20 protein-coding genes are annotated in these 22,021 nt (G+C 41.6%); 7 read left to right on the top strand and 13 right to left on the bottom strand.

The features are described from left to right. Together VB620_RS02970 and rpsU are read left to right on the top strand one after the other, a co-directional pair. Positions 1 to 345 (top strand): hypothetical protein, encoded by a 345-nt coding sequence (locus VB620_RS02970; RefSeq protein WP_323194643.1) that lies wholly within the window; start codon positions 1 to 3, stop codon positions 343 to 345. A 249-nt stretch (positions 346 to 594) separates the two neighbouring features. Continuing rightward, a complete protein-coding gene (gene rpsU / locus VB620_RS02965) occupies positions 595 to 771 on the top strand; it encodes a 30S ribosomal protein S21 (protein ID WP_323194642.1) in 177 nt (58 codons plus the stop codon). Between the two features lie 74 nt (positions 772 to 845). Here the strand turns inward: rpsU and pth are convergent, their stop codons facing one another. The 3 genes from pth to psbH all read right to left on the bottom strand — a co-directional run bounded on the left by pth (position 846) and on the right by psbH (position 2,268). Further along, a complete protein-coding gene (gene pth, locus VB620_RS02960; RefSeq protein WP_323194641.1) occupies positions 846 to 1,472 on the bottom strand; it encodes an aminoacyl-tRNA hydrolase in 627 nt (208 codons plus the stop codon). Positions 1,473 to 1,647: 175 nt separating this feature from the next. Further along, positions 1,648 to 1,920, bottom strand: coding sequence for a TatA/E family twin arginine-targeting protein translocase (locus VB620_RS02955; protein WP_323194640.1), 273 nt, complete (start codon positions 1,918 to 1,920; stop codon positions 1,648 to 1,650). Between the two features lie 144 nt (positions 1,921 to 2,064). Continuing rightward, on the bottom strand, positions 2,065 to 2,268 hold the full coding sequence (gene psbH / locus VB620_RS02950) for a photosystem II reaction center phosphoprotein PsbH (protein ID WP_063871955.1): 204 nt from the start codon (positions 2,266 to 2,268) through the stop codon (positions 2,065 to 2,067). Positions 2,269 to 2,478: 210 nt separating this feature from the next. On the opposite strand from psbH, the gene psbN reads away from it, so the two are divergent. Continuing rightward, positions 2,479 to 2,610 (top strand): photosystem II reaction center protein PsbN, encoded by a 132-nt coding sequence (gene psbN, locus VB620_RS02945; protein WP_323194784.1) that lies wholly within the window; start codon positions 2,479 to 2,481, stop codon positions 2,608 to 2,610. Here the strand turns inward: psbN and VB620_RS02940 are convergent. Continuing rightward, entirely contained in the window at positions 2,607 to 5,789 is a 3,183-nt protein-coding gene (locus VB620_RS02940; RefSeq protein WP_323194639.1) for an alpha-mannosidase, read from the bottom strand. The two genes, psbN and VB620_RS02940, sit on opposite strands and share 4 nt — an antisense overlap. Before the next feature lie 523 nt (positions 5,790 to 6,312). Here VB620_RS02940 and VB620_RS02935 point away from each other — a divergent pair. Together VB620_RS02935 and VB620_RS02930 are read left to right on the top strand one after the other, a co-directional pair. Then, entirely contained in the window at positions 6,313 to 7,686 is a 1,374-nt protein-coding gene (locus VB620_RS02935; RefSeq protein WP_323194638.1) for a hypothetical protein, read from the top strand. A 236-nt stretch (positions 7,687 to 7,922) separates the two neighbouring features. Then, entirely contained in the window at positions 7,923 to 8,258 is a 336-nt protein-coding gene (locus VB620_RS02930) for a hypothetical protein (RefSeq protein ID WP_323194637.1), read from the top strand. A 79-nt stretch (positions 8,259 to 8,337) separates the two neighbouring features. On the opposite strand, the gene VB620_RS02925 is transcribed toward VB620_RS02930, so the two are convergent. The 3 genes from VB620_RS02925 to mnmE form a co-directional block, all read right to left on the bottom strand. Further along, positions 8,338 to 8,667, bottom strand: a complete 330-nt coding sequence (locus VB620_RS02925) for a hypothetical protein (RefSeq protein ID WP_323194636.1) — start codon at positions 8,665 to 8,667, stop codon at positions 8,338 to 8,340. Positions 8,668 to 8,699: 32 nt separating this feature from the next. After that, a complete protein-coding gene (locus tag VB620_RS02920; RefSeq protein ID WP_323194635.1) occupies positions 8,700 to 9,470 on the bottom strand; it encodes an SDR family NAD(P)-dependent oxidoreductase in 771 nt (256 codons plus the stop codon). Positions 9,471 to 9,605: 135 nt separating this feature from the next. After that, the gene (gene mnmE / locus VB620_RS02915; RefSeq protein ID WP_323194634.1) at positions 9,606 to 10,997 is read right to left on the bottom strand and encodes a tRNA uridine-5-carboxymethylaminomethyl(34) synthesis GTPase MnmE; all 1,392 of its coding nucleotides are present in this window, start codon (positions 10,995 to 10,997) and stop codon (positions 9,606 to 9,608) included. A 258-nt stretch (positions 10,998 to 11,255) separates the two neighbouring features. Here mnmE and VB620_RS02910 point away from each other — a divergent pair, with 258 nt between their 5' ends. Further along, complete coding sequence (locus VB620_RS02910) at positions 11,256 to 11,456, top strand: hypothetical protein (protein ID WP_323194633.1); 201 nt, start codon at positions 11,256 to 11,258, stop codon at positions 11,454 to 11,456. A gap of 116 nt (positions 11,457 to 11,572) precedes the next feature. Here the strand turns inward: VB620_RS02910 and VB620_RS02905 are convergent, their stop codons facing one another. Then, positions 11,573 to 12,553: an aldo/keto reductase gene (locus tag VB620_RS02905; protein WP_323194632.1), complete on the bottom strand. Its 981-nt coding sequence runs from the start codon at positions 12,551 to 12,553 to the stop codon at positions 11,573 to 11,575. Positions 12,554 to 12,989: 436 nt separating this feature from the next. Between VB620_RS02905 and VB620_RS02900 the strand changes: the two genes are divergently transcribed. After that, positions 12,990 to 13,454, top strand: a complete 465-nt coding sequence (locus tag VB620_RS02900) for a hypothetical protein (RefSeq protein WP_323194631.1) — start codon at positions 12,990 to 12,992, stop codon at positions 13,452 to 13,454. 33 nt (positions 13,455 to 13,487) lie between these two features. Here the strand turns inward: VB620_RS02900 and VB620_RS02895 are convergent, their stop codons facing one another. The 5 genes from VB620_RS02895 to VB620_RS02875 form a co-directional block, all read right to left on the bottom strand. Then, positions 13,488 to 17,090 carry a CHAT domain-containing tetratricopeptide repeat protein gene (locus tag VB620_RS02895; protein WP_323194630.1) on the bottom strand — a complete coding sequence of 1,201 codons (3,603 nt, stop codon included), beginning with the start codon at positions 17,088 to 17,090 and terminating at the stop codon, positions 13,488 to 13,490. Positions 17,091 to 17,667: 577 nt separating this feature from the next. Next, positions 17,668 to 19,356, bottom strand: a complete 1,689-nt coding sequence (locus VB620_RS02890) for a putative bifunctional diguanylate cyclase/phosphodiesterase (RefSeq protein WP_323194629.1) — start codon at positions 19,354 to 19,356, stop codon at positions 17,668 to 17,670. A 383-nt stretch (positions 19,357 to 19,739) separates the two neighbouring features. Beyond that, positions 19,740 to 21,251, bottom strand: a complete 1,512-nt coding sequence (gene ilvA / locus VB620_RS02885) for a threonine ammonia-lyase, biosynthetic (protein ID WP_323194628.1) — start codon at positions 21,249 to 21,251, stop codon at positions 19,740 to 19,742. 69 nt (positions 21,252 to 21,320) lie between these two features. Next, a complete protein-coding gene (locus VB620_RS02880; RefSeq protein WP_323194627.1) occupies positions 21,321 to 21,632 on the bottom strand; it encodes a threonine dehydratase in 312 nt (103 codons plus the stop codon). A gap of 71 nt (positions 21,633 to 21,703) precedes the next feature. Beyond that, on the bottom strand, positions 21,704 to 22,021 hold the full coding sequence (locus VB620_RS02875; RefSeq protein ID WP_323194626.1) for a hypothetical protein: 318 nt from the start codon (positions 22,019 to 22,021) through the stop codon (positions 21,704 to 21,706).

Here is a 22,021-nt window from a genome sequence, read left to right as displayed (position 1 = left end):
ATGGGCAGACTATTAATCAAAGTTATCGGTATAAGTCTACTAATTGTAGGTATCTACTTCTTTGCTAAAAATATTATCTTTGTCAGCAGTTACTACACAATTTTTTACCGTCGATTTCCGGCGACTCTCTCAGGTTTAGCCATCATTTCCGGAATCTTTTCACTATTCTTCTTCCGTAGAGAAACCGGAAATTTAGGATGGTTCTTACTAGCTGCTGGCTTCATACTAGTTTTCTTTAGCGGCGGTGTATTTTTTAGACCCACTAGCTTGTGGAACTTATTAGTAGCTTTAGGCTCGTTAGTCTTTGGATATCAATTATTAAATACGGGTAAAGTCCGCTTTTAAACTGTGCTTTTGGATTTCCCAGCCACGATAAATATTTGCAGGTCAACTGTGGGATTAAAGTCACCACTACAAAACTTTGCATAACTCGCCTCTGATAATATAGCAACTGCCAAGGAAGTTAGGACAGAAACATAATGAGAGAGTTTCAAGCCTATTCCCTATTCCCTGACATAATTACAGATTGGAATATTTGGCTAAATTTGAGGCTAAAATTACAAAGATAATATTGATTATGAGGATGCAGCAAGAATGACCCAAGTCGTTCTAGGAGAAAACGAAGGTATTGATTCAGCTTTGCGGCGGTTTAAACGCCAAGTCTCTAAAGCTGGTATATTAGCAGATGTCAAGTTTCATCGGCACTTTGAAACACCCCAAGAAAAGCGTAAACGTAAGGGAGTATCTGCTAGGCGAAACCGACGTTTTTAATCAACCTATTTGGCTTCACCTGAAATAAAATTTATGGATATACCCCACCCCCATGCCGAGGTGAGGGTATATTGCTATGAAGAAACCTCAATAGTGCGACTATTACAACGATTCATCGCGTGTTCCACTCCTTGTTTCAGACTAAATTCTACACACTCAACCATAAACTCAAGTAACAAAGATGTGAGTTTAGTTTCAGCAGCAGAAAACTTTCCTAAAACATGAGAGATAGATTCCGCATCGCCGTGATTTGGTTTCCCGATACCAATACGTAAACGGGGAAAATTTTGGGTATTAAGATGAGAGATTGTACTCTTCATACCATTATGTCCGCCAGCCGAACCAGACAAGCGTAAACGAGTCTTACCCAAAGGTAAATCCATATCATCATAAATCACCAGCACAGATTCTGGCGGTAATTTATACCAACTAGTCACCGCTTGGATAGACTGTCCAGAGCGATTCATATAAGTCAACGGTTTCAGTAAGCGGACTTTACGGCTACCTACTGCAATTCCCTCACCATACTCACCCTGAAACTTACGATTTTCCGCCACAGGAATTTGCCAAGCACGAGAAAGTGCATCTATAGCAGCAAAGCCAATATTATGGCGTGTTTGGTCATACTTCGGCTCTGGATTTCCTAACCCGACAATTAGTTGAGGAATCACCAAAGATGGTTTTGTAATAGCTTCTGTCATTTCCTTAGCTGCGCCTCCCCTAAGCTATCTACGGTGTACACACAAATAAGTCAAATTTTTGATAGAGTGTATTGTTGCCTAGCGCAACGCACCATCATCGATTATAGGTGCGTTATGACTAACTTCCATAACACACCCTACGGGGAGTCAAGTTTTTCTACTTGTGTGTCGTAGCCTAACTCACAGAGGAAGAACCAGCAGCCTCTTGTTCAGATTTAGTGGCTTCCAGTTCCTTGGGTTCGATTTGAGCCGAAGTTTTCATAGCCTGTTCTATTTGTTCAGATTCCCGTTTAAACTCGTTTTGAAACTCACTAGAAGCTTCTTGAAAACCGCGAACTGTTTTACCGAGACTACGACCAATTTCTGGTAACTTCTTGGGGCCAAAGATTAACAAAGCGACTACCATAATCAGACCCATTTCGGGAAGACCGATACCAAATACATTCACGCGCTTTCTCCTATAAATATAGAATACAGTCCAGCTAGGCTGTGGAGAGTCGAAATCAAAACTCTCCTTATCTCAAGCCTAACGTTTTCCAGTCCCAGCTATAAAAAAACCCGGTCAAGCCGGGTAAAGGTTCGGTATATTAAGTTAGCCGCCTAAACTGCGCCAATCAACCATTACGTCCTGAATTAGCAGAGACTTGTTGTAAACTTGCAGAATAATCAGCAAAAACACGAAAAATAGGAGCATAAAAACACCCATTACAGGGGTAGTACCCCAACCCGGAGCCACTTTACCGTACTCAGAATTTAAAGGTTTGAGGATATCTCCTAACCTAGTGCGTTGTGCCATAGTTCACCTAAGATTTAGTTACCAAAGCTTTTTTTGATCTTCTCGTAATATTCTACTATCATGAAGCCCCTGCCTGATAAATTGCGCCCAGCAAAATTAATTACGTGGGTGACAGCGAAACAAATGTTAGAATAGTTAAGCCTATTGGGGCAGAACCCCGAAATAATAACACTCATAATTAATCGCCTACTTATGGAACAATTTATGAATATGGAACCCGCCGCAATTATTAGTATCTCAGTGGGTGCAGCCTTAGTTGCTGTCACGGCTTATGCAATTTATATTTCCTTCGGTCCTCCTAGCAAGCAGTTATCAGACCCCTTTGAAGACCACGAAGATTAATATCTGTTGACTTGAAAGGTGGCAATTTTTTTAGGCTGTATTGTTAAGTTTTGTGGCAAAGATGAGTTAGACTCTAACAAATCTACTGCATTTCCGAGATACAGACCTAAGTTATTCTCTAGGGCTAACTCGGCTATTTCTCCGTGACATTCGTAACACCGGAGAATAAATTGCTGGGGGTTATCCTCAGAGGGCTTGAAGGCCATTAAAATTAAATTTTCCGCCGATAAATTCAGAAAACTTACACCGTCGTTACTGGGTGATACATCTTTCTGAGTGGTGGGGGGATTGATTATGACTTGTAAGGGAATATTTAACTCATAACCACGGTGGATGGTGTGGGCTGATTCCCAGCTACCCTTGTGGGGATATAAGGCGTAGGTAAATTCATGACAGCCTCTATCTGTTTCGGGGTCAGGCCAGTTAGGACTGCGTAAGAGTGTGAGGCGTAGTTGATTATCCTGACTATCGTAACCGTATTTACAATCGTTGAGCAAACTCACACCATAAGTATCTGCGTCTGTTGCTGCTGTTAAATCAGCCCAACGCAAGGCGGGAACTTCCCATTTAGCTTGTTCTGCGGGGGTTTGGGGTTGAGTGGGGCGACGAATTGTCCCGCAAGGGATTTCATATGTTGCAAAATCTGTTTGCAGATTTAAAGGAAAGGCGGTTTTTACCATTACCTGATTTTCTTGCCAATTCACAGTAGAGGCAATTTTTAAGAGTGGTGAACCTGCTTGTAGAATGTAATCCTGGCAAAATTCCGATTTACCTAATTGACGCACCACGCGGACACGATTCTGCACTAAACCTTGGTCTAACCATTGGATGGATTTTAACTGTGTGGGTGGTAAGGGATGTTGGGCATAATTCGGATCAATATTCCAAGCGTCCCAATATTGTCCGCTATCTGTAAAGGATTGTAGTTGATTTCCCGCACCGTCTAAAATTTCCCGTTGCTGGGTTTTGTCAAAGACGCTGGATAAGTCTCCGGTTTTCCGATTAATTATTACCCTAAGAAATTCATTTTCTAAAATCGAGTCTGGGAAAATGGGGTGTTGGGGAACTGTGGAAGTAGGGGAAATCCAAAAGATGCGATAACCTACGGGGGGAATTTCGGCGGCGAGAAACAGCAGTTTTGATGGTTGTGATGGTTGTGAAATAATTGGCTGTCCCTGAAAATCATGGACTTGCCATTGGGGGTGAGTTGCAGGTAAGGTGACGGATACTACTTCCGAACGCTGCCAATTGAGAGGATTGAAAATAAATATTGGTTGTGCTTCTGGGTGCGGGGGTGGGGGTAGAATGGTTATGGATGCGATCGCAAGTAAAGACTCTTGTAATATTTCCATTCCCACTTGTTCCACTTGCTGCCATTCTGGGAGTGCATCCTGATAAACTTGGGTAATGGAAGAACCGGGTAAAATATCGTGAAACTGGTTAAATAAAACTTGCTTCCAAGCTGTTTCGATTTCCTCTTGGGGATATGTCGTCCCACAGCTAAGGGTGGCTAAAGTCGCAAATAATTCTGCTTGATATAGTAAATCTTCGCAACGTCGATTCCAGCGTTTTTGCTCGGCGTGGGTAGTATAGCAACCGCGATGAAATTCTAAGTATAATTCATCTTCCCAAGTGGGAATTAACCTCTCCCCCAACCCCTCTCCTACAAGGCGACGGGAGATATTTTTATTTTCCCCCATTCTCTGGTTGTTAAGGGGGGTTAGGTTTGCTTTAATTTGCTGTAAATACTTTTCTGACGTGATAAATTCTAAGTCTGGGAAAACGGTCGAATTTTGCCAGCGTTGGGCTGTTTCTAACATATCACGGGTGGGGCCGCCGCCGTGGTCGCCGACACCGGGAAGCCAGAGAGATGTTTCTAAGCCGGTTTTGCTTTGCCATTCACAATGATATTCTGCCATTTTCACCGGGTCGATACCTTGACCGATGAGTGCAGACATGACGCTAAAGATTTCACTCCCATCAGGCGATCGCCACCAAAAAGCCTCATAATCAAACTGGGTAGTATCATTCCAGCGCAACTTTTGAGTCACAAAAAATTCAATTCCCGCATTCACCAAAAACTGCGGTAAAGTCGCACAAAAACCAAAAGTATCCGGTAACCAAGCCACAGAAGAAATTTTCCCGAACTTGGCTTGGGTATAACGCTGACCATATAATAACTGACGCACAATCGACTCACCAGAAATCAAATTTAATTCCGGTTCCACCCAAAAACCGCCCACAACCTCCCAACGTCCAGCCTTTACCTGTTGCTGAATTTCCCCAAACAAATCTGGGCGATTTTCCTCCACCCAAGCATAAAGCGCCGGTGTAGAATGAGAAAAAATCAACTCTGGAAAATCAGCCTGTAACTTTAGTACCGACTCAAAAGTACGTTGTGCAGCCTTCCAAGTATCACTCACAGGCCACAGCCATGCTAAATCTAAATGTGCATGACCTAACAAATAGATTTTAGGATTTAAACCAGCGATAAACCCGGATAAATATTGATAAACTGCGCGTAACTCCCTTAATTCCCTCTCTGCGTCCTCTGCGTCTCTGTAGTTCCTGACCTCCCCCAAACCCGCAGCCAAAGCAGCCAAACCTTCCGGTGCAAACTTATTGAAAAAAACCTGTATCACCGCCAACTCATCAGCCAGAAAACCCGGATCAGGATTATGATCATTATAAGACTCAAAAACCAGGAGCGATCGCACCAAAGCACCATCATCATGACCAGGACTCAGCAACCGCAAAGCCACAACAAACTCCTCACCAGTCCTCACCCCGTCACTTAGCAGCACCCGTGGCGCACAATCAAATAAATCTCCCTCCAGCACCAACTTCCCATTCACATAAATCTCAGCCAAATCAGCCCACCACAGCAACACCAACCGCAAAGACAAACCAGTTACCGGATAACCCCCTAAATTTTCCGGAACCACAAATCTTTGTTGTAACCACAGCACCTGTTTTCCCCCACTCCAAGCAATATGTTCCTTCCCATTGAGTTGGACAAGTTCCCAATCAGACAAAGGAGATGTCGTAATATCAGTAATATTGCGATCGCATTTCTGATATCGCCAACCAGACTGAACATTAACTTGAGAAAAAGATCGCAGTTGGGCAATAGTTGCCAAAATCAATTCATTATGTGATTTTAATGGGGGCAGGGTCATATTTTCGCTAAAATAAGGTCACTTGAGACTCCCCGCGATAAATCGACGGGGATTCTTGGTTCAACGAAACCACTTAGCCTAGAGTCCTTGCGTCATCTAGACCAGAGGTGGGATTCTCCCCAAGCGTTAATTCGGGTATGCCCTACCCTATTTGCATGAGTGCAAGTCCTGTTTTGTTTGAAACAATTTGTTTCAAAATAATGCTGATTCGTGTTTCGACTTCGCTCAACACAAGTCTAGCCCCTATAAATCTTTTACCTACTGTTAGGAGGAAACTAGAATAATACAGTAGAACTGCATAGATTCAATTATCAAGGTTCAGTGCTTTGTCTTTCGACAGCTAGGTTTTTTAAGTGGTTGATTACCTTTCCACTACGATTAGTATAACAGCATCTTGGTATACTAATAAATTAAAAGCCGTCGTAGAACAACGGGGAACCTCAAACCCATTTCTTCGGTAAAATCATTATTATTTGGCGGGAGTCTCAAAACTCAACAAGACTCAAACTCACACATCACCATCATGTCTCCTGGTTACTCTGGCCGCTATCAAAGCAAAATACTTAACTTTGTCCACCTGCAAACTCGGCGGTTGACAGAAAAGTGGAATCATAGCTTCCGACATTTACAAGTTAAAACTAAGTGGGGTGTGGAACTCTTACTTTACCCCTTATATCAATTATTAAATCCCACAGTCTCAGCTTCTCAAACTTTAGAGGGTAAAACCACACAACCAAAGTGGAAATTATCACCCCAAACTTCCCCAACTGCTGACAAACCAATTAAACAAGTATTAGCAGCAGTCAAAAATTTATCCCCTCAGCCAGAACCTCCACCTTTAAAGTTTTGGGGTTTTGTGCGGTCAAAACTTTTCCGTCATTCCCCAACCCCAGTAACCATTACTGAAAATTCCTCCGAGAATATCCAGCCCTATTTGCCAGTTATACGCGGAATTGCCACAAACTTAGTCGGACGCAACTTAGTAATTGTCACCGGCGACAATGAAATTTTAGATATTTTAACACCCCAACAACAGGCAAAATTAGCAGCCCGAATTATTACAGAAGTTGGTAATTATTGGCATTCTTGGCAGTTAATTAACCATCAACCACAGCCAAAATTACTACTCAAAATTAACCGTAACTTAGCACAAATTACAGGCAAAATTGCTGTTAATATCCCCACCCTACCACCAGGTGTAGCCGAAAATTCACCTCATCCTCATCAATTCATCACCTTCTTAGATGTCTCAATGGCGAGGTGGGAAAACAGCGCATTATTACCTATGCAACAGCGCAGCCAAGAAATTTTGCGAGTGGTGCAAACTCAGCTAAACATATTTGTTTATGGTAAAGCCCACGTAGCTGCTATTAATGATGAATTAGACAACCATACACCGCATATTTACGATTTAATAGAGGCTGCAATTAGTTACTTTTTTGGTGATAGTAAAGATAAAAAACTACACCCGCAACATAGTCAAAGAAAATCAAATAACATCTTCCCGGCTTCGTCTCACCCTAGCCAGTTACAGAATGATGACTTAGCTAGAGATTCCTGGTTAAATTTCAGCGATTTGTTCGGTAGTTTCCAGACAATTACTAACAAGCTAGTTACATCTGAAAACAGGGTTGAAGAAAAACCAAAAGCCAAATCTAGCCATCATCTCACCAGAACAGGAAAAAATGTCCGCAAGTCCCAAGCCATAACTCAGAATAGCGACCATAGCCAACTTGATTTTCAGCCCGACTGGATAGATGTAGAAGCAACTGTTGTCGGCTATGATAAACATCCTTTGGAGCAACTTCTACAGTGGTTAGATCGTCTTCTACTATGGATAGAACAGATACTTATCAACATTTTTGCATTTTTTCAAGGTTTATTCCGTGGTAAGTAAATTGACTTACTAATTCTCTGAACCACTCAGGTCAGTCTTCCAGAAAATATTCGTGAGTATAACTTTTGATAAACACTCTTTAAATTCATGATATAGATCATAATTGTTTATGGCAAAATAGATAATTAACCCCTAGTGAGAACCTTTACAGGAGATAGAGTTAAAGTTGGAATTGGAACTATAATTAAGAGATTGACTTTTAATTGCAGTAGTATTTTAATTAAGGATAAAAGAAAGTGCAAGTTCTCAAAAGAGCGATAAAACCACAAGCCTATATATCATTTCTCCACATTTACACCACAACTTGGGGAACTGCTGGTGATATTTGTTTAGTTCGTAAATCTGTAGCTGAATCCAGTGCTTCCAAGTTCGTCGGTCATCAACTCCAACTAGTGATTCCTAGAGGAATGGAACGCAACGAATTGGTTGGTGTTCCGGTAATTAAAGTTGCAGGTCATGTCGGTGAGGGACATCCTAAAGATAAACATTCGGAATGGGAGGCTTATGAAGGTGTCGATAGGGAAATAGCCCTAGCAGCGATGAAACCTTGGGGTTTTAAGTTAATTGAGTAAACCCACCTAGAAGATGTTGATAATTACCCTAATTCAGTGCATAAATAAACCTCTGACTGGCTGAATTACAACTTATCAATTATTCTTGAGGATCATTAACAAAATAAGTTACTGATGTTTGGGGATTTTTCACAACTAAAATAGGTTCTCCCTTGACTCCTCCATGTGTAAGAGTGCAAATCTTATAGAGGTTTTCACATTCAAATATTGCTAAAACTAGCTCTTTACCAGTTTGATATGGGGATGGTAAAGGTTTACCAACCTCACTTTCCATATTCATATTATTCTCAAACCAGGATAATTTCCAAATGCGCTTTTCCGTAATTGGTGCTTGGGCGAATATAGCAATCTTATGATAAACATCTTCGGCTCTGGTGTGGTCGTTGGCGGCTGGAATAAAAAATTTCATGGCTAGATTTTTTAGTATTTAGTTAGTCTCAGCTACCAAGGTAACTCACTTCCATCCCAGGAGAAAAATTTTCCACTATCACCTTGTTCAAGTTGTTCAATCACAGTTAAGAGTTGTTCGACGCTGCGTTCTACTGAAAATAGCTTTTCTGGTGGTACGTTTCTTTGGAATGGACGAGATAGACGTGTATCTGTTGTCCCAGGATGTAAGGTAACTATCAATGTTTGAGGACAGTTTCTACTATACTCAATTGCGGCTGTTCGCATAAACATATTCAGTGCAGTTTTGGAAGCACGGTAGCCATACCAGCCACCGATTTTATTGTCACCAATACTAGCTAATTTAGCAGAAATACTGGCAAAAACGCTATATTCACTATGACGAAGTAAGGGTAAAAGGTGTTTAGCCAGGAGAATAGAACCAATACTATTAATTTGAAAGTAGCGCAGCAAGTTTTCCGAATTAATCTGCTTTAAACTTTTTTCTGGTTGGAAAGTGTCATCATGCAATATTCCCACAGAGTTAATTACTAAGTGTAATTTTTTGACTTCGACTTTGATGCGTTGGAGGACTTGGGTAATTTGCGACTCTTCAATAATATCTAAGGATAAACAAGTTAATTTATGAGGATATTGTTTTTCTAAAGTGATTAATTCTTCTGCTGATTCAAGTTGACGATAGGTTGCATAAATTTGGTTAATTCGAGAATCTGTCAGCAATTTTTTGACAAAGCCGAAACCGATACCTTGACTAGCACCTACTATTAAAGCGTTAGCAGAATTAAGAGTATTTCCAAAAACCATGTATTTCAGTAGCTTTAATGATGGTGCGTTACGGATTTCATCCTAACACACCCTACAATACTTAATTTTTTTATAAATCAAACCGGATTCCTATATTATCTACTTTATTTAAGTGCATATCGCTATTGATGAGTTTTATTTACCAATACAAAACCTACTAAAAATTCTGTCAAGAACTGATTCTGTAACTTGTTCTCCGGTTATTTCTCCTAATGCTTGAATTGCACCACGTAAATCAATTGTCCAAAAGTCAAGGGGGAGTTGATCAGTAATTGTAACTTGTACTTGTTCTAGAGATATTTTAGCTTGGGTTAAGGCGGCTGCTTGTCTTTGGTTAATGGCTAAATCCATATCAGCAGCTTCAACTTTTCCGGTTTGAACTATGTTTAAAATTGCGGTTTCTAATGCGTCAATTCCTTGATTTTGAGCGGCGGCTGTGTTAACAATTTGGTTAATATTTTCGGGATATTTTAAAGTAACAGTAGATGCTGTTTCTATGAGATCAATTTTATTAATGATCAGGATTAAGGGGCGGTGTTGGACTTGTTGATAAATTTCTTGGTCGGCTTCCGTCCATCCTGCTGATGCGTCAATTGTCAGTAATACTAAATCGGCAGCATTTGCAGCCCGGCGCGATCGCTCTACGCCAATTTTTTCTACTTGGTCTACTGTTTCCCGAATCCCGGCTGTATCTAACACCTGCACAGGGATTCCCCCGACAACGAGCTGAGACTCCACCACATCGCGGGTTGTCCCTGGTAAATCAGTGACTATGGCGCGATCGCTCTGACTCCAGGCATTCAATAAACTAGATTTCCCGACATTTGGTCGCCCCACAATCGCTACTTTTAACCCCGTTCGCAGCAGTTCGCCTTTGTCTTTGGTGGCTAATAATTTCGTAATTTCTGCGGCAACGTGATCAATATCTGATATGATCGCTTTATAATCCAACGGTGGTAAGTCTTCTTCAAAGTCAATCCGGGCTTCAATCTCCGCCAAAATATCTAAACAATGGTTGCGTAACTGGCGAATCGGAGAGGCTAATTTACCTTGTAATCCAGCTAAAGCAGTTTGAGCAGCTTGGGGCGATCGCGCACCCACTAAATCAGCAATACTCTCCGCTTGGGTTAAATCAAGTCTTCCATTCAAAAAGGCTCTGAGAGTAAATTCACCCGGTTGAGCAAGCCTAGCGCCCTGTTCTAGACACAATTGTAAGACCTGCTGCACTGCCATAATTCCGCCGTGACAATGAAATTCTACCACATCCTCACGGGTGTAAGAACGGGGAGCTTGCATAATTAATAACAGCGCTTCATCCACCAAAGCTTCTGTCTGGGGATGGCGGATATAACCGTAAAGAATGCGGTGACTTTCCCAAACTTGCTGCCCAGGGGCGGAAAATAGAGCTTGGGCGATCGCCATTGCGTGGGAACCAGACACCCGTACAATACTAACGCTACCTTGTTGCGGAATCACAGCCGTGGCGATCGCCGCGATGGTTCCAGTAATAGCTAAGAGTTCCGACATGAGCGCCCTTGTTAGCAAAACATTTGATATATATGCTATTAGCGTAGCAGCAGTTTTATCATGGCGTTGCTGAATTAAGGAATTTAACTCACGCAGAGGCGCAGAGCCGCAGAGAGGAAGAGTTTAAGAGGTGATTTGATATTCAACTTCAGCAACGCCGTTTTATCATAGTCAATTAAGGGGACTTGATCTTAAGAGTAGAGATTCACAGTATCAATCACAACTCTTAACTCATAATTTAAAGAGAGGATATTCATTGTGGAACACCAAATTGATTGCGCTCAAGCCTGCGTGAACGGCTGTGTATTAGGGGATAAATGTCCCCATATCGAGTTTAGAGAAGCAACTGCCAAATTTATCGAAGAGACTTCCTTAGACCAAATGCTGGCGATGGCAGATGAACGCCTGCGGAAAAAAATGACCGAACCACCCAAATGGGTTTTACCCGACGACTTATAAAAATTCTACATTCTTTCTCCCCTCCTCGCTTGCGGGGAGGGGCTGGGGGTGGGGTTCCATATTGTGGTAATCGTCAATAATTAACCGAACTTGATCTAAATCACCACTGATATTTTCTACTGAGTTTGAAAAATATTCTGCACCATTTTCTTATCCGTACCTCCAGCAGCTTGATCTAACGCCGCAATTTCGCCAGAGTCTAACAGCCAACCCAAAGCACCAATATTTTGCTGTGCCTGTTCCAGACTTTTCGCCCCAGGGATAGGAATAGTACCCTTACAGATACACCAATTAATTGCCACCTGAGACATAGTTTTATTTCTAGATTCTGCCACCTCTCGTAAACATTCTAAAAGCGATCGCACACCAGGCAAAAGTTGCCGAAATAATAAACCCCGGATACCCTTCGGTAAACTACCTTTCTCACCATATTTCCCCGTTAAAATCCCCAAAGCCAGAGGACTATAGGCGATTAACTTAATCCCCAACTCATCACAAACATCCTTCAACCCTAACTCCGTCACCGGATAAGTAGACAGTAAAGAATACTGAACTTGCAGAGTTTTAATAGGAACACCCCGCGCCGCAAACTTTTCATGTACCCATTGCAGACGTTTAGGGCCGTAATTAGATAAACCCACCCCCTTCACTAAACCCTGTTCATATAAATCAGCCAAACCATCTAACAAACCCGATTCTTGCCAAGGTGCATAATTAGCCGTAGACCAGTGCATTTGCACCAAATCGACATTTTTGCCCAAACGTTGCGCCGAAGCCCGACAAGCCTTAACCATAGCTTGACGAGTCCATCTCCAAGGGTAAGCCGCCAGCTTAGTAGCAATGCAAATATTATCTTGATTTACCCCTTGATATTCCTGAGTAAATCGCCCCAAAAGTAACTCACTGCGTCCATTTAATCGCCCAGTCCCGTAAGAATCGCCAGTATCAAACAAACTTACACCATTGCTGACACAGAGATTAAAAACAGCTTGTAACTGTTCATCCATACTTTCATCATATCCCCAGAGTAACTGATTACCCCATGCCCAAGTGCCACAGCCCATACTGGGTAGAGATAGTTCTTGGCTAAACTGCATATTTACTCAATGTAGATTTTCCCTAAAAAGATGTTTGAAAAGTATTATTGCTAACATCTAAGCTTCGGAAACCTAACCCCCCTAGCCCCCCTTCCCTACAAAAGAATGGTGGTTTCAAAGCCTCTCTCCCTGTGGGGGAGAGGTTTGGAGAGGGGTCTTTCGTCTACTTCACGACTTTTCAAACATCCCCTAACCACTAAGTTATCAGGTAAGAGACTCATACCATTTCTTTATAAAGTTGCGCTAAATTTCTTCCTTCCTTCTTCCTTCCTACCTTTGCGCCTTTGCGCCTAACGCACTTCGTGCTTCGCTTCGCTGATGCGTGAAACAAATCCATATTCTCAAAGTTCAACCGACACAACAAAAAACGCGATAAATGCTAAAGTCTGAAAATTGGGGTCAATTTAACAACTTAAACCAAAAAACTAACTAAAGTATGGAAGCGCAAATCAGTAGTAATGAAATCATGGCTATGCGGGAAATATTGCAAGATTACAAACCTGCACAGTATGCCCTAGATAACTTAGCCAGACACAATGGTAAAGTTGAACGCTCATTTGAGGATTTATGGATTGAGAAAAATGGCAAAACATTAATGTCAGAAGGCAAATCAATCTGGAAAGTCACCCTGAATGTACTGCGTAAAGAACTCTGCGGTGATGATGGCTTTCGTGGTCAACTCAAAGAATACACGAAAAATCCAGGCAGTTCACCGTTGCTATCAGGTTTGATTGTCTCTCTAGTCGGTCTTGCAACCACAAATGGATTACCAATTGATCCTGCCATCGCCACTGTGATTGTTTTGTATATACTCAAAATCGGATTAAATATCTTTTGTGACTACACAGAACCACCTGCGGAAAACGTTGGAACTCTCCCACCGGGAGACTCAGAACAGTAAACAGTGAACAAAATTTTGGAGTTTGATAACTGGTCAATCTGGTAAAATGTCTAAAATGCTCCGTGTCATTGCTGCGTTATATTCATCCTCATATTCAACAAATATCTCTAACGCTTTCTGGAAGTTAGCCTTTGCCTCTGAGAAGTTTCCCTCTGCTACTGCAAGCAGTCCCAACTGGTGGTAGATTTTGCCTTGGGAATAGCGAGCGCTATATTCAATGTAGATATTCAAAGCCTGTTGATAATTGCGCTTTGCTTCTTCATATTCGTACAATTCTTGGGCAACTGCTCCCAACTGGTCGTAGATGCGGGCTTGGGAATAGCGAGCTTCCGAAGGAAGAGCTTCGCTAGCGCCATATTCGATTGTGATCTTCAAAGCCTGTTGAAAATCGTGCTTTGCTTTTTCATATTGATGTAATTGTTGGGCAACTATTCCCAAATTGTAGTCTGTGATAGCTTGGGAATAGCGATCGCCATATTCGATCTTGATATTCAAAGCCTTTTCAAAATTTTCCTTTGCTGTTTCAAAGTCTCGTAATTCTTGAGCAACTATTCCCAACTGGTTGTAGATGCCGGCTTGGGAAAAGCGATCACGATCTTCGATGTAGATTTTCAAAGCTTGTTGATAATTGCGCCGTGCTTCTTCATATTCTCGCAATTCTTGGGCAACTCTTCCCAATTGCTGGTATGTGCTGGCTTGGGAAAAGCGATCTTTATATTCGATAAAGATATTCAAAGCCTGTTGATAATTTCGCTGTGCCTCTTCATATTCTCGCAATTCTTGGGCAACTCTTCCCAAATTTTGGTATGTGCCGGCTTGCCAAAGTTGTTTTTGTCTTTCGTCTATACCCACTAAGGTAGGATAAATTTCTAAAGTTTTTTCGTAAGAATCTTTGGCTTGCTGGTACTGCTTTATCATTAGTTGACAATTACCCAAGTTACCAATTGCCAGTGCTATCAGATAACCTAATTCACCCTGGATAAATGCTGGGGGATAATTTTCTAAATTTTGACAAACCATTTCTGCCAACTTGAGGTTACTTTGGTTATCACTAATTAAATCAAAGTATTCAAATAAACAAAAGTAGATACTAATACTTTCTTGTTTCTGCAAATAAATTTGCAGGGCATGATAAAGGTTTTCATATTCCCAGCCACAGAAAGATATACCCAATTCACGCTTGTGAGCATCTTTAGAATCCATCAAATACTTATAATTTTCTGCCAAACCTATATAGTAGTTTTTAAATCCCTCTTGTAAAGCTGCCTGTATTGTTTTATCAACAGATGCTAACTTAGTCTTTAAAAAGTAGGGGAAAATAGGTTGAATTTTTAGGAAGTTTTGATTATTCTCAATCAATGAGAGTAAGCCCCAGTTAATTGCCTCTTGAATGGCATCATCGAATTTATCAAAACAATAATCATTTAATGTTTCTAGCTTTTGTAGTTCTTTGATATATTGCGGAATAGCTGTTCGTAAAATAAACCCACTAAAATGAGCCAAACACAGCAACAATTTCTGTGCATCTGGTGACAAATTACTGTGAGAATATTCCACACATTTCAAAATACTCTTGGTCTTATCCTCACTCACCACATCCAAATTGACATCAGCACTTTGCAACCCCTGCAAAATCTCCTGGGGTGATTGCCTTTGCAAATTCGTTAACACAACTTCCATCGCCAGGGGATACCCTGCTAACAATTTCATCAACTTTTCAAAATCGGCATCTTGACGAATCCCATCAACCAGTTGTGCAGCTACATTCCGTTCTAAAATTTTCTCTGCTAATTCCGTCCTGGCTTCTTGATCTAATCCTTGTAACTCATAAATATTCTGTTTAAAAGTCTGACTTTGTAGCCATTCTTCCCGACTCCGTGAACCCAAAACCACCCGCGTTTTACCACCTACCAACTTCCCGATAAAATCCCGGATTTGCTCACGTTCTGCCTCTGGTAAAGTATTTTGAATCGCCAATTGCTGCCCTGTCACCGATTCCAAATTATCCAAAATTACAGCGTAAGCTGCACCCCGCAACTTTGCCACTAATTTCCCTACCTGTGCAGGCTGACTCATCACTTGAAATCGCGCCTGTTCAAATTTCTCCTTATACACTTTCTGACCAATATCAAACAGAATTTGTGTCAGCGTCCAGGCTTTTTGGTCATAGCCAAAATAAAATACATCCTCAACAAAATGTGTCCTCTGCCACCATTCCGTTAAATAATTTAACAAAGTTGTTTTACCTGTTCCCCCCATACCTTGCAACAGCAAAACATTATGCCTGAGCAAAGCCTTCTCTATTTTGAGAATCTCCAAATCCCGACCAATAAATCCATATTCCGGCAAGGAGAAACGATATTGACTACCAACAGATTCGTAATATTTCTCCTCTTCTTCTGGTGTAAACTGCCGTAAATTAAAATTCACTACCTGATGAGAATAAACCACAGGTAATAACCAATCTTCTAAATTAATATATTTATTGAAATAGGCTTTCCGTTCTTTATCATTGAACAGTTCCAGCCTCCCCAGCCTGATAGCTTCAGTCATGGGTTTATGATCAAACAAATGTTGATAAAGCTGTGACATCATCAACTTTGCCGCCGACACAGTGACAGAATACCCCATAGCCACCACCATCTGCATCCCTGCGGTCATTAACCTGCTTCCCAGACTGGTTTCACGAGTATCTTCACTTAACCCCTCCTCGCTGGCGGAGTTCTTCACCTGTTTCCCCGACTGACAAGCATTGAGAATACACACAGGAATCCCCTTTCCTGTCAACAATGCAGCTAATTCTGAAGCTTCTACCAAATCCACCTTTCCCTGAGACTCGCCCTCAAAGCAGACAAAAGCTTTCACTCCATCAAAGGGCTGCAAATCACCACGTCCATAGCGCCCTTTATAGAAATAGCGTTCAGGTTTGCTGGGAGACTGAACCTGTTCATAATTTAGCACCGCCCCGTGCATATCCAAATGAACGATGTGGTAAAATCCCGCACCTTTTTCTTGCAAATGCTTAGACAAACTTTCATAAGTTCCTGGACGCAGCAACTCAACGTTTACCCGCAAATTGCTATTGTCAATCAACTCCAGCAACGGGCGAGAAATTGTCCGATAGCCCACATCCCTTTCCTCATCTGGACGCGCCACCACTACCAGCAGATTAATCACAGCCGATGTCTGCACATTAGCTGATACAGGTGGTGCAGGTTTGACATTCTTCCGCAACATTACACAGTCTACCGCCAGTGGTCGGCTTAAATCTGGGTCTTGTAGAGCTTCCCAGTGTATAGCGTGAAATTCTGGGGTTTTCGCCACGATTTCAATCTGTACTTGACTCAGATTACCCCGCAGTTGTCGATATAAGCTATAAGCATTGAAATCTGTCTGAAAAACCTGCTTAAATAGGCTTTCACCGTATATTTTAACGCTGGCTGCTGCCCTTTCTGCAATGACAGTATCACTAAAAGGAAACGTTACCCATTCTTCAAAATACCACTCTAGTTCTTTTTCTTCCTTGGCGGTAAAGGGGTCAGTAATCGTCACTGGGTATTCTCCGCCATCAAATTTGAGATTTGCTGCAAATCCGGTATCTATTCGCCCTTCTTCCCGAATTGTGATGACTGTCATGGGTTAAGCTTGTCCGCAGGTATGATTACATACCTACATCTTACATACTATTCTTTGGCGTTGTGCAGTATTGTAGTATTGTAGGGTGCGTTAGTAACGGACGATTATTAACGGTTTGGTGCGTTACGCTACCGCTTTAGCGTCAGCCATGCCCCTTGGGCTATACACACCCTACACACCCTACATATTTGTTCAATAATCAAATAGTAGTCCTATATATTACATACTATTATTTAGCGTTTTGCAGATCACCACAAAAAACAGCGATTTTACCCAAAACATTGAAGCTCTACGGTGTAAGTATAGCAACCGTCAAGGTGGTTAGGATTTGACTTTTTGTGATCAATCTCTATATTCTCAGGACTTACGCAACAATTGCCAAAAGTCTTGATTTATCGAACCGCCAAGCCGCCAAGAACGCCAAGAAAACGTAGATTATGCGTAAGTCCTAATTCTTTCTATTCCCTACTCCCTACTCCCCACTCCCTACTCCCCACTCCCTACTCCCTACTCCCTACTCCCTACTCCCTACTCCCCACTCCCTACTCCCCACTCCCTACTCCCTACTCCCTACTCCCTACTCTCTATTTTTCAATATCTCAGTGATTACTTCAGCAGGTTCAGGGCGACTGATGTAAAAACCTTGACCTTCTTCACAGCCGCGCTTTTGTAAATAATCGAGCTGTTCTTGGGTTTCTATTCCTTCCGCAGTGATATTTAATCTGAGGTTTTTTGCTAAACCAATGATGGCATCAGTCACAGCCGCGCTATCAGGATTGGATGTGACATCTTGTACAAAGGAGCGGTCAATTTTGAGCATATTTACCGGAAAGCGCTTTAAGTAACTCAGGGAGGAATAGCCTGTACCAAAGTCATCTAATGCTAGAGATATACCGAGTTCTCTTAATTCTTGTAAAATTTGAATGGAAGTATTTATGTCAGTCATCAAAAAGCTTTCGGTGACTTCTAGCTCTAAGTAAGCAGCGTCCATTCCGGTGTCATGGAGAATTTGGCTGACGATTTCCACTAAGTTCGGTTGTTCAAACTGTCGTGCTGATAGATTTACGGAGATGCGAATGGGGGGAAATCCCGCCTTCTGCCAACCACAGTTTTGAATACAAGCAGTTCGTAAGACCCATTCACCAATGGGGATAATGAAACCGTTGGCTTCTGCAATGGGAATAAATTTAGCTGGGGAAACTAAACCGTTGATAGGATGGTTCCAACGAACTAGGGCTTCCATTGCCTTGATTTGTCCGCTATGTAAGTCAATTAATGGTTGGTAATAAACTACCATTTCACCGCGCTCTAAAGCGCCATATAATTGTTCTTCTAAGGTTAGCCTCTCTTGTAATTGAGCATTCATTTCTGGTGAATAAAACTGGTATTGACTAGACCCTGGCTGCTCCATTTGATACAGCGCTATGTGTGCCTCTTGCAAGAGTTGATCTATACTTTGATCAGCTTCTAGGTGATTAATTGTCATCCCAATACTGGCTGTGATCTGAATCCGCTTACCCTCGACAAAGAAGGGTTTGGCTAGATTATCCAGTAATAATTGGCACAGATTAATTAAAGTCTCAATGGAAAAAAATTCCATGCGGGCGATCGCAAATTCATCTTTACTACAACGCGCTAGTAAATCTGTGGGCGCAATGCTGTTATTCAAACGCTGGGCGATCGCTCTGATCAGTAAGTTTGATGCCGGATGATCTAAGGTATTAGTAATGGTGTGAAAGTCATTAATCCGGATCAAAAAGATGGCTATCAGCCTGTGCAAATTTTGAGGCTGGGATAAAGTATGATGAAGGCGATCGCAAAACAAATCCCGATTAGGTAATCCAGTCAGATCATCATAGTTACTGATGTAGTGAATTAACCCATCTAGTTGGTGAATAGTTTGTGAAGTATCCGCCATCAATGTACCTACTTCATCACTAAAATCTGTAGGTAACTCCGGTAATCTTTTACTTTTTAAATAGTTTTGCAACGCCGCAGATGTCACAATTACGGGAACCATTAAATTATTGATAGCACAAAGAGTTACCAACGTCCCCGCCAACGTTGCTAATAGCGCAATCAATAAAATTCCCATAGCCATATCCGAGGTATAGGAGTTGGAAATTACAAAACTGAAAAATAAAGTCAGAAGTGGTATGTGAGTACCTATAAATGCTACCACCAGTATTTTGGCGGTATAACTGTTTTTAAGAAATCGAATTCTAGCTAGGGCAGAATATAAGTCAAGTTGGTGCTTGCGCTTCATAGATGTTGAGAGTTGATAAATTGGTTTCTAATTAGCCTAGAAAGTAAAGTGAACTACTATAGCAACTAACCAATTGTTTTTTATTATTCCCTAAACTCTGACTGATTCGATACCTTAAATATGCGTAAATTTGATATAAACTAGGCTAATGGAATATTCTACTCAAATTTAGTCAACTTAAGTAATTAAGAATTACATACAAATTACAGAATAATTAACCACACCAGATGCAGAGAACACAAATCATGGTTTGAGTGGTCACTGATCAGTTCGACCCTTCGATAGGCTCAGAGCATTGTAGGCTCACTGTAACACTTGTCGAAGTGAGAGTTTTTGTGTAAGTCCTAGTAATTAACCGGAGTTAATAAATATTAGCAATAGCTCTAACCCAAAAACAATTTATACGCCAGATTCTCACTTTCATCCCAATAGCGGTAACCGAGGCTATCCAAAAATCCTTGCCACTCCGCCATTTCCTGGGGCGGTACTTGCATTCCCACCACAATTCGCCCATAATCTGCACCATTGTTGCGGTAATGGAACATACTAATATTCCAATTGGGACTCATGGAACCCACAAACTGCATTAATGCGCCAGGACGTTCTGGAAATTCAAAACGGTAAAGTAATTCATTATGTGCGAGGGGAGAATGACCACCCACCATGTGACGCAGATGTAACTTTGTCAGTTCATCATCTGTTAAATCAATGGTTTTAAAACCGCAGCTTTCAAAGGATTCTACCATTTGCGCCGCATCAGCACGGTTTTGGATTTGCACACCGACAAAAATATGAGCTTCTGTTTGATCGGCAATGCGATAATTAAACTCAGTCAGATTGCGTTGACCAATACATTCGCAAAACTGACGCAGACTACCCTGTTGTTCAGGAATCGCCACTGCAAAGATAGCTTCCCGACGTTCCCCAAATTCGGCTCGTTCTGCTACAAAGCGGAGACGGTCAAAGTTCATGTTAGCACCGCAAGCCACAGCAACTAAGGTTTTTCCTGTAATTTGTTCCCGTTCGGCGTAGGCTTTAGCAGCTGCGATCGCCAATGCCCCAGCAGGTTCTAAAATAGAACGGGTATCCTCAAACACATCTTTAATCGCCGCGCAGGTATCATCCGTATCTACTAAAATAATTTCATCCACATAATTCTGACAGAGACGGAAAGTTTCTTCCCCCACTTCTCGCACCGCCACCCCATCAGCAAATAAACCCACCTGAGACAACTTCACCCGATGTCCCGCCTTGAGTGATTGCGACATTGCATCAGCATCCACAGGTTCAACACCAATAATTTTGATTTCCGGACGCAAGCGTTTTACATAAGCTGCAATTCCCGAAATCAAACCACCGCCACCAATAGCCACAAAAATAGCATGGATAGGTTGCTGATATTGCCGTAAAATCTCCATCCCAATTGTCCCCTGTCCTGCAATCACATCAGGATCATCAAAGGGATGAATAAAAGTCAGTCCTTTTTCTGCCTCTAATTCACGAGCATAACCATAGGCATCATCATAGGTATTACCATGCAGTACCACCTCTCCCCCCCTGGCTTTAACTGCATCAATTTTTACCTGGGGAGTAGTCACCGGCATGACAATAATTGCTCGTGTTCCTAAGCGACTAGCAGCTAAAGCCACACCCTGAGCATGATTTCCCGCAGATGCTGCAATCACACCTTGCGCCAGCAACTCCGGTGTTAAATTTACCATCTTATTATAAGCACCCCGCAGCTTAAAGGAAAACACTGACTGCATATCCTCCCGCTTCAGCAAGAGTTGGTTATTCAGACGTTTGGAGAGGTTTGGCGCATACTCCAGTGGTGTTTCCTGAGCAACATCATATACACGGGCGGTTAGAATTTGTACCAGGTAATCGCAATACATCGGGTTAACAGGTTGGTCAATTTGAGATAGATGGTTAATTTTACCCTTAGTTGTGTACCCAACTCACCATTAGTTCTTGTTCACATCACGAGCCATATTGAGAAAATAGTCATCCATTTTGGCATTCTGACGACGGCTTCTAGCAACGGGAGTTTCCGGAGTTTTATCCTGAGTCTTTGCAATTATTTGTTGATTTGCGGCTTGCTTTATACCTTGCGCTGCATCAGTTTCTAAGAAATAGTCAGACTGACTAAATCCCAAAATCTTGGTAACTGGAGCAAATACATTTTTGATAAAACCCCATAAACTTGAGAAAATAACCCCGAAAAAGCCTTCAAACCGAATAAACAAGTTTTGAAAAATTTGAGTTAAACGAGACATATCAGCACATACTCATGACTGCATACTACTATTGTGACGCAAATAAATAGCTTCAGCTATCTTTGATTATTTTATACTGGCTTTTTTACACTGTTTTCCTGGGGAGCAAACAATTCTGTCAGAGCAACCGTACCCACAAAAAAGGTATAAATAGCATATTTGAGAGGTGATTTCTCTTTTCCTGGTGCATAAATAGCCGCAATTACCGCTTCAATTAAATGCGCTGTAATCGCAAAACGGTCAATCCAAAAAATAAAATTTAGATTGCTGGGAATGCTAATGTCATTCATGATTGCATAAATATGCCATAATTCCCAGGCGATCGCACCGGAAATAAAAATTGTGGAGATTACTTTAATCAAATTAGCAAATATTTTCAGGATATTCAT

Source organism: Nodularia harveyana UHCC-0300, from assembly GCF_034931085.1.
GTDB classification, from domain to species: Bacteria; Cyanobacteriota; Cyanobacteriia; order Cyanobacteriales; family Nostocaceae; genus Nodularia; species Nodularia harveyana.
This window is presented reverse-complemented; position numbering and strand designations above follow the sequence as displayed.